The sequence below is a fragment of the Nonomuraea sp. NPDC050556 genome (assembly GCF_044457355.1).
In the GTDB taxonomy this organism is placed as follows: Bacteria; Actinomycetota; Actinomycetes; order Streptosporangiales; family Streptosporangiaceae; genus Nonomuraea.
In genome coordinates this window covers 1,407,410-1,420,384 of the sequence record NZ_JBITGU010000001.1, presented here as the reverse complement: position 1 = coordinate 1,420,384, position 12,975 = coordinate 1,407,410, and the positions used below count along the sequence as shown (strand labels likewise).

Genomic DNA, 12,975 nt, shown 5'->3' with positions numbered 1-12,975 from the left:
TTCGACATCCCCGCATCTGGAATTGCGTGTGAAAACGACCACGCACCCCCGGACGGTTGCATGCCATTCGGCATCCTCATCCAAGGGCGCGTGGCCGCGACTGGCTATTGACCGATCGTGGCTGACCAGCGGCCACGCCGAAGAGTGATCACCCCATCTGGAGTGATCGTCGCTCTGGCACCTCGGAACGGCAACTCGCCGTTCCGGAGCCAGAAGTCGCGCACCTGGTCGAGGTAGTCCCACAAACGCCGCGGTCCGGCCTGGTGGACGATGACGTTGCCGTCACGCTCCTCGGCGCGGGCCCATGAGTTGTCCTCGTGCGTCATCACTGCGACGCGGACGTCCCCAGCCTCGTGGTAGTGGTGGGCGATGCCGGGGGCGAGGATCGTGAGCATGGTGTGCACGTCCCACGCCTCGACCACGTCCAAGACCGGGTATCGGCTCGGGCCTACATGCTCCCCGTCCTCGACGAGAGCGCGCTCGAGGAGCGCAGGATCACGCGACGGGTAGTCGTCGCCGCGTCGAGTATGCATAAATGCGGCTTGGTCACGTTCGATCCGGCCTGCGGCTGTGCCGTCTTCGCGCTTCTCCGCGGTGAGGATGACGCCCATGTCCACGAGCGTGGTGGCCAGTCTTCCGCCGGTCGGCAACGCCTTCAGCCAGGAGGGCGGCACGGTGGGGACGGCGACCATGGCGACGATGCGGTCCCACTGGCCGTCCAGCGGACCGGTCGCGTCCCCGGTGACGACCTGAGGCCGCAGGTTCAACTGCGCCAGCCGTTCCCTGCCCACCCGGTTCAAGTGGTCGTCCACGTCGATGGCGGTGACTCGTGCGGCACCGACGCGAGCGCAGAGGATTGCGGTGCCGTACGCGCTTCCTGTGCCGACGTCCAGGACGGTGGAGTGCTCCCCGATGGAGGCGTGCCGGTACATCTGCACGACCAGGCCGGGCAGAGTGGATGACGAGGTGGGGCGCCCTTGCACGACCGAGCCCGGTGTGGCGTGGTCGGCATGCAATGGTCCGACGCGGGTCACGAGCGTCTGATCACGGTAGGCGGCGGCCATCCACGCGTCCAGGTCGGAAGGGCCATCGCGCAATACCCACCCGTCGTCTGGGTCCGACCACGCCCACCAGCGAGGGACGAACAGGTGGCGCGGCACGGTTTCCACCGGCCCCCGCCAGCGGGAGCCAGGCGGGGTCGCGACGGCGGCCAGGCGGGCGGCATGATCCTTCCAGTCCATGCTGAAGTATGTCCCGGCACTGCTCATTCAGCGCTACCGTTCGGGCGGATCAGCTGGGAAGGGATCATCGGCAGGATGAGGGCGTTGCTCTCGCAGATTGTTTCGGCTGGCGAGCAGTCGTTGCCGTCCGACCCTGGCTTGCAGGCGCGCTGGCCGTGGCGTGGCACTTGGACGAGCAGCCCATTCCACTCCTCGCTGCGGAGGATGGTGGCCAGCGGCGTGGAGCGGACGTTTCCTCCGGCGGGGAGGAAGCGGGACAGGACGCACATGCGGACGTCGCCGTCCCAGGAGACGGCAGCGCGGCCGTCGCCACACTGACCGCACAGCTCGCCGACGTTCGACTCCATCGCCATGGCGTCGGTGGCGCGGCCGACCGCGCGCACGCGGTCGATGGGTCCGACGCGGGGGACACCGAGCGCGATCATCTCCGCGTGAGCCTCTTGGGCGCGTTGGTTGGGGTCGCCGAGGTCGATCACGGCGACCTTGAGCGCGATGTCGCGCTGAAGGGCCTCGCCGATCGCAGCGCGGGTCCGCTTGTGTGAGCCTGCCCGCCCAGTGATCTTGTCGTGCTCGGACGCTGTGTCGCTGTAGTAGCTGGTCGCGAGGGTGACGCCGGGCCTGCTGTAAAGATCCCAAAGGGCGGGGCTGACCTTGTAGAGGTTGGAGTACACCTGCACGTGAAGGCCGGTCTGGAGTGCATGGAGCATCAGGGGCAGGAAGTCGGGGTGCATGGTGGGTTCGCCGCCGATGGCCTGGACGGTCTCGATGCCGGCAGCTGGCGCGCTGTCGATCAGATGCAGCCAGTCAGTGAGAGTCATGGTGCCGTGGCCCTCTGTGGGGGAGGCACCGGAGTAGCAGTGCGTGCAGGCGAGCTGGCAGCGGTTGGTGAGCTCCAGCTCAAGAAAGGTCACGGGGCTGAGCTGGCGAGCTGGCGTGGTGAGGTTGGTTGCGACTTCCATCGTGGTGCCCTTCTGCGAGGTGGGGACTGGCGGACGTGTCGTGATGGTGCGTCATTTCGGTGTCGAGAGCTGATCGGGGCGGGCTTCATGGGTTCTGCGGTGTCTGGCCGTGTGGGTGGTGCCTGCGGTCCCGGGAGATACGGCCGGAAGGGTGCGCCCCCTCCGTGCGCTTCCGGCGGCGGGGCTCGATCCCGGGACCGCAGGGTTTTGCCCAGCAGGCTCTCCAGGCAGGGCGGATGCCTTTCGAGCCGGGGTGTGGGCTTCGCGAGCCTGCTGGAGTTCGAGTTCAACCTCGACCATCAGCCATGTGAGCAGGGTCTGATCCTTGGCCTCGACGACACGGCACTCGGACGGGTCGGCCAGGTGCCAGGCGGTCAAGGTCTGGGCCCACGGGCGCGAGTAGATCCACCAATGCCCCGGCGTAGGCGACAGGAGCGCCACAAGCTGGTTACTCGTGGGCGGCATCGTTCACCTCCGGCAGGTCGAGGGCGAAGTCGACGAGCTCGGCGAGCGGCACAGGAAGAGGCCGCGTGCGCAGAATCCGGTAGGTGTCGGCGAGCCTGGCCGCGGCGGTAGGGGCAACCCAGGCGAAGGTCCAGAGCGCCCGCCCCCGCACGCTGCGGCGTGACGTGGACCACCAGATCATCCGCCCGTCCATCCTCGCCACGAGGTCGGGCCACAAGCTGCATACAGCCCTCTCGGCGTCTCCCATGACGATCGCCGGCACGTTGAGGGCGGCGAGAGCGGCCTGCAACTCCTCCGCCATCGCGTCGGCTGCCCTCGCAGGCAAGTCAGAGGTGATCCCAGCCAGGGGCCCGAATCCTTGAGAGGGACCAGGATCTATGGAAGCCACATGGCCCTCCCTTGCACGTGAGGTTGGATGGGTCGCCTCCTATCTGACCTTGGGCGGACCGCGCTGGGGAGAGAGCCAGCGGGGTCGGGGTGGTCAAAGTGGTCAAAGATCAACGGCGAAAGCGGAGATCTTGAGGCGCTTTCCCGAAGGGGCTGGGAACGGCCCTCAGAGACAACTACGGTTGATTACTGGGGGCGCTAGATCCTTTATGGCAGAGGACTGAACTGCGGGAGAGCCCAAGACATGGCGCGCGTTCGCAACGACCGGCTAGCAAACCTGCTGACCGAAGCGGGCTGGTCACGAGCCCAAGCGGCGGCTGCGTTCAACCGGGTTGCGCGAGACAGCGGAGTCTCCGAGGCGCATATCGGCCGATCGCACATCAGCATGTGGGTCGCTGGCACCCACCCCTCCGGCCAAGCGCCCGCGTTGCTGTGTCAGGCTTTGTCTCGCCGTCTGGGGCGCGATCTCACCCTTGCCGATCTCGGGTTCACCGACTCGGCCACCGCCGGGCAGGAACCGCCGCTGTGGCACCTTGACCCTGTCGCCGCGCTGGCCAACCTGGGGAGATCGGACTTGGACCCAGACCGCAGAAAGCTGCTGAAGGGTGCCGTCTACTCGGCGACCACGCTAGCGTTGCCCGACCAGGCGTGGTGGGAGCGCATGGCCACCACCCCTGCCGACCGAGCCGCGCGACCGCAGCGGGTCGGCAGCGGTGACGTGGCCACCGTCAGCGACCTCTTCGCCACCTTCTCCCAGATCGACCAGCGTCGCGGCGGCGGCCACGGGCGGACCGCGCTGGTGCAGTACCTCCACACCGAGGTCGCAGCATTTCTCCGCGGGAGCTTCCCCTCCGACAAGGTGCGCGCCGACATGTTCTCCGCGGCCGGCGAGCTGGCCTACCTGTCGGGCTGGATGGCCTTCGACAACAGCGACCACCCGCTCGCGCAGCAGTACTTCATGCTCGCGCTGAAGCTCTGCGCACACGCCGGGAATCCTCCGCTGACCGGGCACGTCCTGCGCGCCATGGCGCACCAAGCCCTGGATCTCGGCCACCCCCGGCACGGGTTGGAGCTGGCCGAGGCGTCCATCCAAGGCCAGCGATACCTGTCTGCCACCCCGCGGGAGCGGGCCCTGCTCGGCGTCATCTACGCCCGCGCTCAGGCCAGCGTCGGGCAGCCAAGGGCTGCGGCCCAGACGCTGCTGCGCGCCGAGGACGACCTGTCACAAGCGCGGGACGGGATCACAGAGCCGTTTCGGACCTTCTTCTTCTCCACGGCGAGCCTGGCCCATGAGACGGCGTGCACACTGCGCGCCAGCGGCGATCATCGTGGAGCGATCCGTCAGTTCCGACACAGTGTCCGCACCCGGGGTGCCGCCTTCAAGCGCACGCACGCGGTGACCCTGGGCTACCTCGGTGCGGCGCACCTGTCGGTGGGAGATGTGGACCAAGCGTGCGCCACATGGGACACGGCATTGCAGGCCATGCAAGACGGGGTCTACTCCGGCCGTGCCCGGAAAACCGTGGTCGAGATGCGCACCCTGCTGTCGCCCTACCGCCGCCGCGGCGTCCCGGCGATCGCCGACCTCGACGCCCGCGCCGCCGCGTACCTGGCCAACCTCGACTGACCAGCCAGCCCGACACGAATGGAGCCCCCGTGGCCGAACCCTTGATGATCACACCGATAGGCGTAGTCGTAGGCGGACGCACCGAACCCACCGACGACCATTGGGGAGAGCAGGCGATCATCCGCCTGAACGCCGACTTCCCGCCCGAGGTGATTCAAGGGCTGGAGGAGTTCAGCCACCTGGTGGTCGTGTGGCACTTCCACCGAGCATCCCCGGCCGACGTGGCGCTGCACGCCCGCAGCCCCCGCAACGATCCCCGCTGGCCGCCCACCGGCACATTCGTGCACCGCAACCACCGCCGCCCCAACCAGCTCGCCCAGTCCTTCCCCCGGCTCCTCAAGGTCGACGGACTCGATCTGCACGTCGCCGACCTGGACGCGATCGACGGCACGCCGATCTATGACCTGGCCCCGTATTTCTCGCAGATGGGGCCGCGCGGACCGATCCGGCAGCCGGACTGGCCCGGGGAGATGCTCTCCGACTACTGGGCCGATCCTCAGGAGTAGCCCGTCACCGCGCGGGGCGGAACGGCGCATCCACGGTCTGGATCCGCACCCGCTGGGGATTGGCGACGACGCGCAGCAGCTCCACCGCGCGGCCCTCCTGATCGAGGACGACCCGCTCGGCCAGCAGGACATGAGCGCCGCGTGGCAAGGTCAGCTGGCCCGCTTCCCGGCTGGTCGACGGGCGCGTCCACACCGTGGCGTGCGCGACGCTCCCGGGTGCGTGCCCGAGGTCGCCAAGGGCGGCGCCGGTTCCGGCATCGATCGTCATCGGGCGGGTTAGGACGCTGTCTTTGACGAGGTCTGCGGGGTAGACGGCGTGGTCGAGCCGGACGGTGGTCCCGTCGATCGTGGCGCGTCGGACGCGCATGACCACTTCATCACCCGCGCGCAGGTCGAGCAGCTCGGCGACCTCGGCGGTTGCTGGCTCACGGCTGACGTCGGTCACCTTCATGTCGCCGACAACTCCGGCGCGTTGGCAGCACCAGCGCCATAGCCCGCCGTTCGCCAGCACGTTGAGCGGCACGTCGACGATGGCGGGTCGGGGGTCGAGCACAAGCAGGCCCTTGTTGGCGACGCGGCGGACCATGAGCTGCTCGGTGAGCGCGCGGGTGGCTGCGGCGATCGTGTTGGTGGCCACGCCGCCGTACTCCTGGCGGAGCTGGTCGCGGTGCGGCAGGTAGGAGCCCGGCGGGAACTCGCCGCTGCGGATGCGCGATTCAAGGTCGGTCGCGATCCGCTTCCACTGCGGCTCTGCCACAGGGGCCCCCTCGTGTCCGGTGATCAGAGAGAGGTTAACGCGTCTCGCGGCAACGTCCCTACCAGCTGAGTTGACACGCGTCCCCTTGGGTCTCATCCTGACCTACATGCCTCCTGTTGTTGCAACAACAGGGGGAGGTTTGACCGAAGAGTGCGGCCCCCGGATTGATGCGTCAGCCAAACGCTCCGGGAGCCGCTGTATCTCCCTCACCCGAATGTGAGCCACGACCCGAAGGACGTGAAGAGATGTCCCTCAGTATCGCATCGCCCTGGCTGAATCAGGACGTACCCACGACAACCCTGCAAGAGGAGGTGTCGGCAAAGGCCGGCTGCGTCGGCCGCGACGTCGACGACTTCTTCCACGGCAAAACCGGGCGCCTCGGAGCTGCGCGCCTGTGCGGCACCTGCCCCGTCATCGCCGCGTGCCGAGAGCTCCAGACGCGTGCCGACCTGGCGCGAGTCCTCGCTGCCAGGAACAAGGCGGAGGAACTGCGTCTCATCTACGGGGTGTTCGGCGCTCAGATCGCCGCCGATCGACGCGAAGAGGTGCGCACGCGCCTGCGTAGCCTCAAGTCGCAAGCGACACCGCTTGCGACTTTCCCCCAGGAGGTGGCGGCGTGAAGCTGTGGTTCGCCCGCAAAGACATTCTCGACCCGGAGCAGGCCCGCCAGCGGCTTGAAGCAGAGCGGCTCAACCAGGAGCGCCTGGCGCTCCTCGTCCACGGAACCCGCGAAAGGACCCAGGCCGAGGACACGGGCCGCCGCGAGCTCGCCGAGCAGGCCGCCGCCGAACGGGCTCAGGCCCGAAAGCAGGCCGAGCACCTGCGTGCCGAACGTCGCGCCGCGAGCCGGCAGCGATGGGCGCGGCGTGGTTTCCACGCGACCCTCGCCACTGGCATCGTGGGCGTGAACGCCGCGGCCGTACTCGGGCAGGTCCTGGCGCTGGTCCTGGTGTCCGGGTGGCCGTGGTGGGCAGCGCTGCCCCTGGCGATCGTCGTGGAAGCCATCGCGAACATCGTCGGGTTCTTCAGCCACGACAAGACCGTCAAGGGCTACTCCGCCCCGCTCCTGCGCCTGCTGTCGCTGGTCATCGCCGCGGCGATCGGCTGGTTCAACTGGCAGCACAACCTCGACCACCCCCTGACCAGCGGCTACGCGATCGTCTTCGGGTGCGCGTCGTTGTTCTCGCCGGTGCTGTGGCAGCTGTACTCAGGCTGGCGGCGCTGGGACGCCCAGCGGGAGCAGGACCTTCTCGTACGGCAGAAGCCCACATTCGGCGCATGGCGATGGATCATCCCCTCGCTGCGGAGCGAGACGTGGGCCGCGTTCAAGATCGCCGTAGCGGAGGGGATCACCACCCGCGAGGAGGCACTCGCGAGAGTCCGGACCGAGCGGCTGCGCCGTGATGCGCAGGCGGCGGTGATCGCCACCCACGAGCACGCGCTCGAACTCGCTCTCACCCAGCTCGCCGCGACCGCCGACGAGCTGTACGGCCCGAACCCCGATCCGGCGGCCGTCGAGGCGATGCGCAACATCCAGGACTTCATCGGCCGATTCGGCCCGATCGTTCCACCATTCATTCCCGCAAGCGAAATCGCTCGCGGCTCTGATCGGCCTCCGATCGAATCGGGCCACGGCACCACCAGTCCTGCCACACCGGCCACCAACCGCGATCGGGTGCCCGACCCGATCACCAACGAGCCCGACCGGATCGACCCGACCGCGACATCAGCCGATCAGACCCCGATCAACTCCACCCGATCGGAGCAGCCGACCGATCCGGCCGAGTCGGTCGAGCCGAGCAGCTCCACCCGATCCGACCAGACCACCCGATCGTCCGATCCCGCCCCGGATCGGACCAGGTCAGCACCCGATCCGGCTCGATCCGATCGGCGACGGACGCGCCCGATCGAAGAGCTCCGATCGGAAGCCGCGGATCTGATCGAGCAGGGCGCACTCGATCGGCCCGTCACCGCCGATCGGCTGATGGAGGTCCTCCGGATCGGACCAGCGAAGGCCCGGCCACTGCGCGACCAGCTCAACCACGAACCGATCAACGGACACGAGGTAGCCCCATGAAGAAGTCCATCCAGATCTGCGTCCCGCTCGTCGACGCCGACCCCGCCTGCGATCGGGCCCTGATGGTGCGGCTCGCCTACCGATCGGACGATCCGTTCTTCGTGACGCTCTCAATCCGCACCCGCAAGGGCATGAAGACCATCGCGGAGTACCCGCGCCAGCAGCTCGACGACGCACTCGGCCGCCCGACCCGGTGGGCGGACATGCAGGTTCACCCGAACCCCGACGACGTCGCCTCGATGCTGGTCCGCCTGCCCGGGGCGATGGGGGAGCGGATCTACCTCATCAGCAAGCGGGCGGTCTGCGACTTCCTCGTCAACAGCTACACGATCGTCCCCGACGGCGGCGAGTGGGGTCTCAGCTGGGACGCGTGGGCCGCAAACCAGGCCGCAAAGATCTCCGCCTGATGTCACTCACCGTCACGGACTCACGGGCGGTTCCAGGAACTGCATCCCGCCCACCCGCCCAGACATGGGCGGCCAACGCGCGGACGCGCACATGCGCACGTGCGCCCGCGCGCGAAGCCACCCTACCCGACAACACGGACAGTAGCCACAGACAAGGAGGGACATGTGGCGGAACCGCCCGTCAACGGCAGTGAACGCCGCTTCCTCAGACGTGCCAAAGCCGCCAAAGACGGCCGCGACGTTCTGCAAGCCGCCTGGGGATGGCTCCTGGCCGAACTGACCGACCTCGCCCACCTCAACCCCGACCGCGCAGACGCCGCCCGCCGCGATCTGGCCGAACAGCTGTGCCACATCGCCCGCGACACCCTCAAGGAGGTGAACGATGAGAAGGCTCGTCAGCCCCTTCGCCGATGACCCGGACCCCCAAGACCCTGCCCCGCAGGCCGAACAGGAAGGACGCATCTACGCCTTCCCCGGCGGCAGCGACACCCCGACCGAGCAGCCGCCGGAGGCCACGCCAGCGCTCGTCGTCGCCTGGCGCGCTGCGGGCGAGTGGCGACGCTCCACCGCCGCGACGATGAAGAAGGCGGTCACCGGCGACACCGTGTTCGCCGAGCAGCTGCCGTCCGTCGAGGAGATCGTCCACCAGTACCGGACCGCGACGCCCACCGACGTCGTACCCCTCCTGCTGCTGTACCGCGCCTACGGGCTCCTCATCGTGGTCCCGGCGAACGTGCTCACCCAGACCGCCCTATGGCTGGCCCGCTACCCCGCCCGAACCCTCGCCTTCCTGGCCGTCGAACGGCTGCTCGTCCTGGTCAGCCCCCAGGCCCGCGACCTGCTCACCACGCTCATCAAGTGGCTGTCGTCGGCCGCTCTTTTCCTCCTCACCTGAAAGACCACGCCATGAACTCGATCCTCCAGTGGGCGGCCGGCCTCGGCACGACCGTCATCGTCTACTTCGTCGCCCGCCCCTTCATGAAGCGCCACAAGGCCCCGTTCCTGTGCGTCGTGCTCATGTTCATCGCCGGGTGCACACTGGCGCTGGCGCTCGTCGGCGACCCGATCACCTGGGCGACCAGCTGGGTCCCCGGCGAGATCCTGCCCATCGTGTCCGCCAGCGCCCTGGCCGGATGCGGGCTCGGCGTCGTCCTGGACGTCAGTGATCACCTGAAGAAGCGCAAAGCCAAGGGTAAGAAGGCCGACCAGGGGGAGGGGAGCAAGGGCCTGGAGCAGCCCACCATGTGGATCGCGGCTCTCGTGCCCACGCTGATCCTGCTCGTGCCCGGCGTGAACAGCCAGCTCACGCCCATGGTCAGCACGATCGGTGTCACCGCCGACAACGTCATCTCGCAGATGACGGCCGGGCGGTGACCACATGATGCTGCTACTGTCGCTGCTCATCGCCGCCCTGGTGTGCAGCCTGATCCTGTGGCGACGCCCTGATGCCCGCTCCGCCGCAATCGGCGCATGGAGGGCCGGGTCCGAGCAGGCCGCCGCCGAATTCCGCACCGGATACCAGGCGCTGCGCGGCGCCTACACGAGCACGCGCAAGCAGCTGCTCGACGGCAACCCCGGCTGGAAGGAGCCCCGCCGCTGGCTCGCCGCCGGTCTCGCCACGACCTGGGGAGCTGCCAGCCTCGCGGGCGGCATCCTGTACGGCACCGGCAAGACCATCGCCGCAGGCGGGCGCATCCTGTTCAGCGCCTACCAGGGCATGGCCGCGGCGTACGCCGCCTACAAGGACGAGCACGCCGAGCCGATCGAGCTGGAGGTCATCCGGGACACCCAGCACGTGTGCCGCGACTGCGCATCCCGGCACGCCGACCACCACCCCGGCCTCGACCCGCCCGGCTGGTACTGCCGACCATGCGCGGCCAGCCGTACCACTCCCGAACCAACCGCCCCCGACATCGACACGGCCCCCGTACCACCCACACCTGAAGACGAACACCGAACACCGAAGGAGCCCACCATGACCGCAGAAGCCAACGGCCTGGCCAGCTTGACCGTCTGGTGCGAAGGTGAGGCCGCCGCTCAAGCCGGACGCGTCTCCAGCAGCGACAACGTTAAGGGCAACATGCTGGGCGCCCTGGCCGGCCACGGCGAGATCATCACCCTGCTGTCCGCTTACCAGGACACCGTCGCGCTGGCGAAGTCGCAAGCGGACCGGCTTGCGGATGCTGTACGGGGCCTAGCCAACAACTAACCGAACCAGCCGCGCTGGCGGCTTGCGTCGCCGTCCGTCCCCGACCAATCGGGGGCCGGGACGGACGGCGGCCTTGGACGCCAGACCCCTTGCCCGAACCTGAGGACAAGCCATGACCATCACCGCCGACCAGGACACCGAGCGACCAACCAAGCCCCACGGCAAGGAGCTGCGCCGCGCCGCACGCAAGACCGCATTCAGGCACCGCCACTCCCTGATCATGCTCGCCCCGATCGTGTGGCTGAGCGGCCTCCAGTTCGCCGGATGGCTGTTCGAGGTCACCGCGATGAGCCTCCTGCTCCGTCTCGGCTTCGTCATCGTCGGCGTCGCCGCAGCCGTCATCGCCATCGCCCGGCGCGGCGTCGCCCCGTTCGGCGTCGGCATCACCTTGAGTTTCCTGTGGCTGCTGGCCGCCCACATCTGGGGCCCCTACGGCGGCACCGCCCTCGTCCTGTGGAGCGTGGGCCTGGTGATGAGCATCCCTTTCTGGCGACGCCACCGCGCCCGCTACCGCAGGGGCCCGGTGGCCGAGCCCCAACCCGAACTCCCGGCGACACCAGCGGCCGACCAGGCACCCGTCCAGCTGTGGGCTGAGCGCGCCGCGCCGAACAACCCCCACCTCGCCGGCACGCACCTGGCCACTCCCGAACCGCTTCCCGGCATCGGCTTCACCGCCGAGATCGTCGGCGTACCCGGCAAGACCCAGACCGACAACCTCATCAAGGCCACCGGCACCATCGCCTCCGCATGGGAGGTCTCCCTCCCGCAGGTCATCGTGGAACCCACCCGTGACGGCAACAACTCCCGCGGTCGCCTCACCGTCATCGAGCGAGCCGACCAACTCCAACAGACACGCTTCCTCGAGGAGGACGGCGCAAGAATCGACCCCGAAACGGGCATCGCCCGGATTGGCTTCTTCGGCGACGGACAACCCGCACACTGGGCGTTCTACACCAGGAAGCGCGGCGCCCAGATGGGCTGCAACTGCGGAACCACCGGTAGCGGCAAGTCCGAGTTCGGCTCGACCAAGATGGCCCTCGCGCGGGGCTGCGAGACGATCGCCACCATCCTGCTGGACTCCCAGGGCGGCAACAGCCAGCCAGACTGGAACGACCGGACGAACCTGACCGCGCTCGGCGTCGACAAGGTCTTCGCCACCACTCTGGCGCTCGACTACGTGATGGGCCGCCGCTCGGAATTCCTCGCCACCGTCTCCTGGGCCGACGAGCACGGACGCGAGCGGCGCGGCAAGAAGTTCCTGTTCCCCGGAGACCCCGATGTCGGCGGCAGGCCAGGCGTGCCCTGCTCCGGGATGAAGCTGCTGTACTGCGTGTTCGAGGAACTCCCGCTCCTGCTGAAGTCCCCCACCGTCGGCAAGCAGGCGATCGACGTCCTCGGCCCCGCGGCCAAGACCTGGCGCAAGCCGGGCGGCGCGATCGACATCTACGCGCAGAACATCGGCCTGGCCGAGCTCAAAGAAGACGTCTTCCGCGCCAACATCTTCGGCGGCGGCTCCATCGCCGCCTTCCGGACAGGGTCCAGCGTCGACCACCACATGGCGGGCCTGTCCGCCGACCCATCCAAGCTGCCGGAGTACTTCCCGGACGGGCAGGAGACCGTAGGACTCGGATACCTCAAGGGCGTGGACCGCCGCTCAGCCGCCTCGTGGCGCTCCATGATCGCCAAGGACACCTACGGCATCGCGACCTCTCCGGCCGCCTGCCAGATCGACGACATCACGCTCGGCTTCTTCGACGAGTACTTCCACCACCTCGCCCGCGGACGACAGCCGATCCCGGCCACCAACGGCGGCGAGCGCGAACAGACCGGCGGCGACGTCGAAGCGGCCATCGAGAGTGTCCTGGAGCGCGCCACACGGTTCCTGGACGTCGCCGACATCGTTGCAGCGGCTGGCGGCCAGCTGGGTGACGCGAGCCTGAGCGAGATCAAAGCTGCGCTGGCGCGACTCGCGACCCGCCTGCCCGTCGCGCGGGATGGCGACACGTGGGCTCTGCTGACCCCTGAGGGCACGCTCCGGCCTGGCCGATAACCTCACGCCACACCCGAATACGGGTTTTGCGAGAAGTTCGCGCAAAGCTGGTAAATATCATCTTGCGGACGCTAGGGTCGGAACGCCAGACCCTGCCCCAACCCTCGACAGCGACCCCCTCAAGGAGCCCCTGAAAAGCAGAAACGCCCCGCACTGCGGGGCGTCCCTTCACATCTGAACATCAAGCAGATCAACTGCCTCGCTCCGGCCCAGGCGACCAACCAAACGGCCAGAGCAGCGCATCACCAGATCCACGATCGCTTGGAGATTTACCATAGCACTTCACCAAG

14 protein-coding genes are annotated in these 12,975 nt (G+C 68.4%); 10 read left to right on the top strand and 4 right to left on the bottom strand.

Annotated features, from left to right (window positions below):
• Positions 1-104: 104 nt before the first annotated feature.
• The 3 genes from ACIBG8_RS07070 to ACIBG8_RS07060 form a co-directional block, all read right to left on the bottom strand.
• Positions 105-1,241: a methyltransferase domain-containing protein gene (locus ACIBG8_RS07070; protein ID WP_397341643.1), complete on the bottom strand. Its 1,137-nt coding sequence runs from the start codon at positions 1,239-1,241 to the stop codon at positions 105-107.
• A 23-nt stretch (positions 1,242-1,264) separates the two neighbouring features.
• Entirely contained in the window at positions 1,265-2,200 is a 936-nt protein-coding gene (locus tag ACIBG8_RS07065; protein WP_397341642.1) for a radical SAM protein, read from the bottom strand.
• Between the two features lie 448 nt (positions 2,201-2,648).
• Positions 2,649-2,990 carry a hypothetical protein gene (locus ACIBG8_RS07060; protein ID WP_397341641.1) on the bottom strand — a complete coding sequence of 114 codons (342 nt, stop codon included), beginning with the start codon at positions 2,988-2,990 and terminating at the stop codon, positions 2,649-2,651.
• Between the two features lie 306 nt (positions 2,991-3,296).
• On the opposite strand from ACIBG8_RS07060, the gene ACIBG8_RS07055 reads away from it, so the two are divergent.
• A complete protein-coding gene (locus ACIBG8_RS07055; RefSeq protein WP_397341640.1) occupies positions 3,297-4,679 on the top strand; it encodes a hypothetical protein in 1,383 nt (460 codons plus the stop codon).
• Between the two features lie 29 nt (positions 4,680-4,708).
• Positions 4,709-5,185: an SAM-dependent methyltransferase gene (locus tag ACIBG8_RS07050; RefSeq protein ID WP_397341639.1), complete on the top strand. Its 477-nt coding sequence runs from the start codon at positions 4,709-4,711 to the stop codon at positions 5,183-5,185.
• Between the two features lie 4 nt (positions 5,186-5,189).
• On the opposite strand, the gene ACIBG8_RS07045 is transcribed toward ACIBG8_RS07050, so the two are convergent.
• Positions 5,190-5,942 carry a GntR family transcriptional regulator gene (locus ACIBG8_RS07045; protein ID WP_397341638.1) on the bottom strand — a complete coding sequence of 251 codons (753 nt, stop codon included), beginning with the start codon at positions 5,940-5,942 and terminating at the stop codon, positions 5,190-5,192.
• A 245-nt stretch (positions 5,943-6,187) separates the two neighbouring features.
• Between ACIBG8_RS07045 and ACIBG8_RS07040 the strand changes: the two genes are divergently transcribed.
• The 8 genes from ACIBG8_RS07040 to ACIBG8_RS07005 all read left to right on the top strand — a co-directional run bounded on the left by ACIBG8_RS07040 (position 6,188) and on the right by ACIBG8_RS07005 (position 12,685).
• Positions 6,188-6,562, top strand: coding sequence for a WhiB family transcriptional regulator (locus ACIBG8_RS07040; protein ID WP_397341637.1), 375 nt, complete (start codon positions 6,188-6,190; stop codon positions 6,560-6,562).
• A complete protein-coding gene (locus ACIBG8_RS07035) occupies positions 6,559-8,019 on the top strand; it encodes a DUF2637 domain-containing protein (RefSeq protein WP_397341636.1) in 1,461 nt (486 codons plus the stop codon). The genes ACIBG8_RS07040 and ACIBG8_RS07035 overlap by 4 nt, the downstream gene beginning before the upstream one ends.
• Positions 8,016-8,426, top strand: coding sequence for an SsgA family sporulation/cell division regulator (locus ACIBG8_RS07030; RefSeq protein ID WP_397341635.1), 411 nt, complete (start codon positions 8,016-8,018; stop codon positions 8,424-8,426). Before ACIBG8_RS07035 ends, ACIBG8_RS07030 begins: the two co-directional genes overlap by 4 nt.
• 165 nt (positions 8,427-8,591) lie before the next feature.
• Positions 8,592-8,840, top strand: coding sequence for a hypothetical protein (locus ACIBG8_RS07025; protein ID WP_397341633.1), 249 nt, complete (start codon positions 8,592-8,594; stop codon positions 8,838-8,840).
• Positions 8,809-9,321: a hypothetical protein gene (locus ACIBG8_RS07020; RefSeq protein WP_397341632.1), complete on the top strand. Its 513-nt coding sequence runs from the start codon at positions 8,809-8,811 to the stop codon at positions 9,319-9,321. The genes ACIBG8_RS07025 and ACIBG8_RS07020 overlap by 32 nt, the downstream gene beginning before the upstream one ends.
• An 11-nt stretch (positions 9,322-9,332) precedes the next feature.
• Positions 9,333-9,800, top strand: coding sequence for a hypothetical protein (locus tag ACIBG8_RS07015; RefSeq protein WP_397341631.1), 468 nt, complete (start codon positions 9,333-9,335; stop codon positions 9,798-9,800).
• 4 nt (positions 9,801-9,804) lie between these two features.
• On the top strand, positions 9,805-10,635 hold the full coding sequence (locus ACIBG8_RS07010) for a hypothetical protein (RefSeq protein WP_397341630.1): 831 nt from the start codon (positions 9,805-9,807) through the stop codon (positions 10,633-10,635).
• A gap of 112 nt (positions 10,636-10,747) precedes the next feature.
• Complete coding sequence (locus tag ACIBG8_RS07005; protein WP_397341629.1) at positions 10,748-12,685, top strand: hypothetical protein; 1,938 nt, start codon at positions 10,748-10,750, stop codon at positions 12,683-12,685.
• Positions 12,686-12,975: the final 290 nt, after the last annotated feature.

Excerpts from the sequence above, each read along its gene's own strand:
- ACIBG8_RS07070 (WP_397341643.1), bottom strand. The coding sequence starts at position 1,241 with ATGGACTGGAAGGATCATGCCGCCCGCCTGGCCGCCGTCGCGACCCCG.
- ACIBG8_RS07065 (WP_397341642.1), bottom strand. The coding sequence starts at position 2,200 with ATGGAAGTCGCAACCAACCTCACCACGCCAGCTCGCCAGCTCAGCCCC.
- ACIBG8_RS07055 (WP_397341640.1), top strand. The coding sequence starts at position 3,297 with ATGGCGCGCGTTCGCAACGACCGGCTAGCAAACCTGCTGACCGAAGCG.
- ACIBG8_RS07040 (WP_397341637.1), top strand. The coding sequence starts at position 6,188 with ATGTCCCTCAGTATCGCATCGCCCTGGCTGAATCAGGACGTACCCACG.
- ACIBG8_RS07030 (WP_397341635.1), top strand. The coding sequence starts at position 8,016 with ATGAAGAAGTCCATCCAGATCTGCGTCCCGCTCGTCGACGCCGACCCC.
- ACIBG8_RS07020 (WP_397341632.1), top strand. The coding sequence starts at position 8,809 with ATGAGAAGGCTCGTCAGCCCCTTCGCCGATGACCCGGACCCCCAAGAC.
- ACIBG8_RS07015 (WP_397341631.1), top strand. The coding sequence starts at position 9,333 with ATGAACTCGATCCTCCAGTGGGCGGCCGGCCTCGGCACGACCGTCATC.
- ACIBG8_RS07010 (WP_397341630.1), top strand. The coding sequence starts at position 9,805 with ATGATGCTGCTACTGTCGCTGCTCATCGCCGCCCTGGTGTGCAGCCTG.
- ACIBG8_RS07005 (WP_397341629.1), top strand. The coding sequence starts at position 10,748 with ATGACCATCACCGCCGACCAGGACACCGAGCGACCAACCAAGCCCCAC.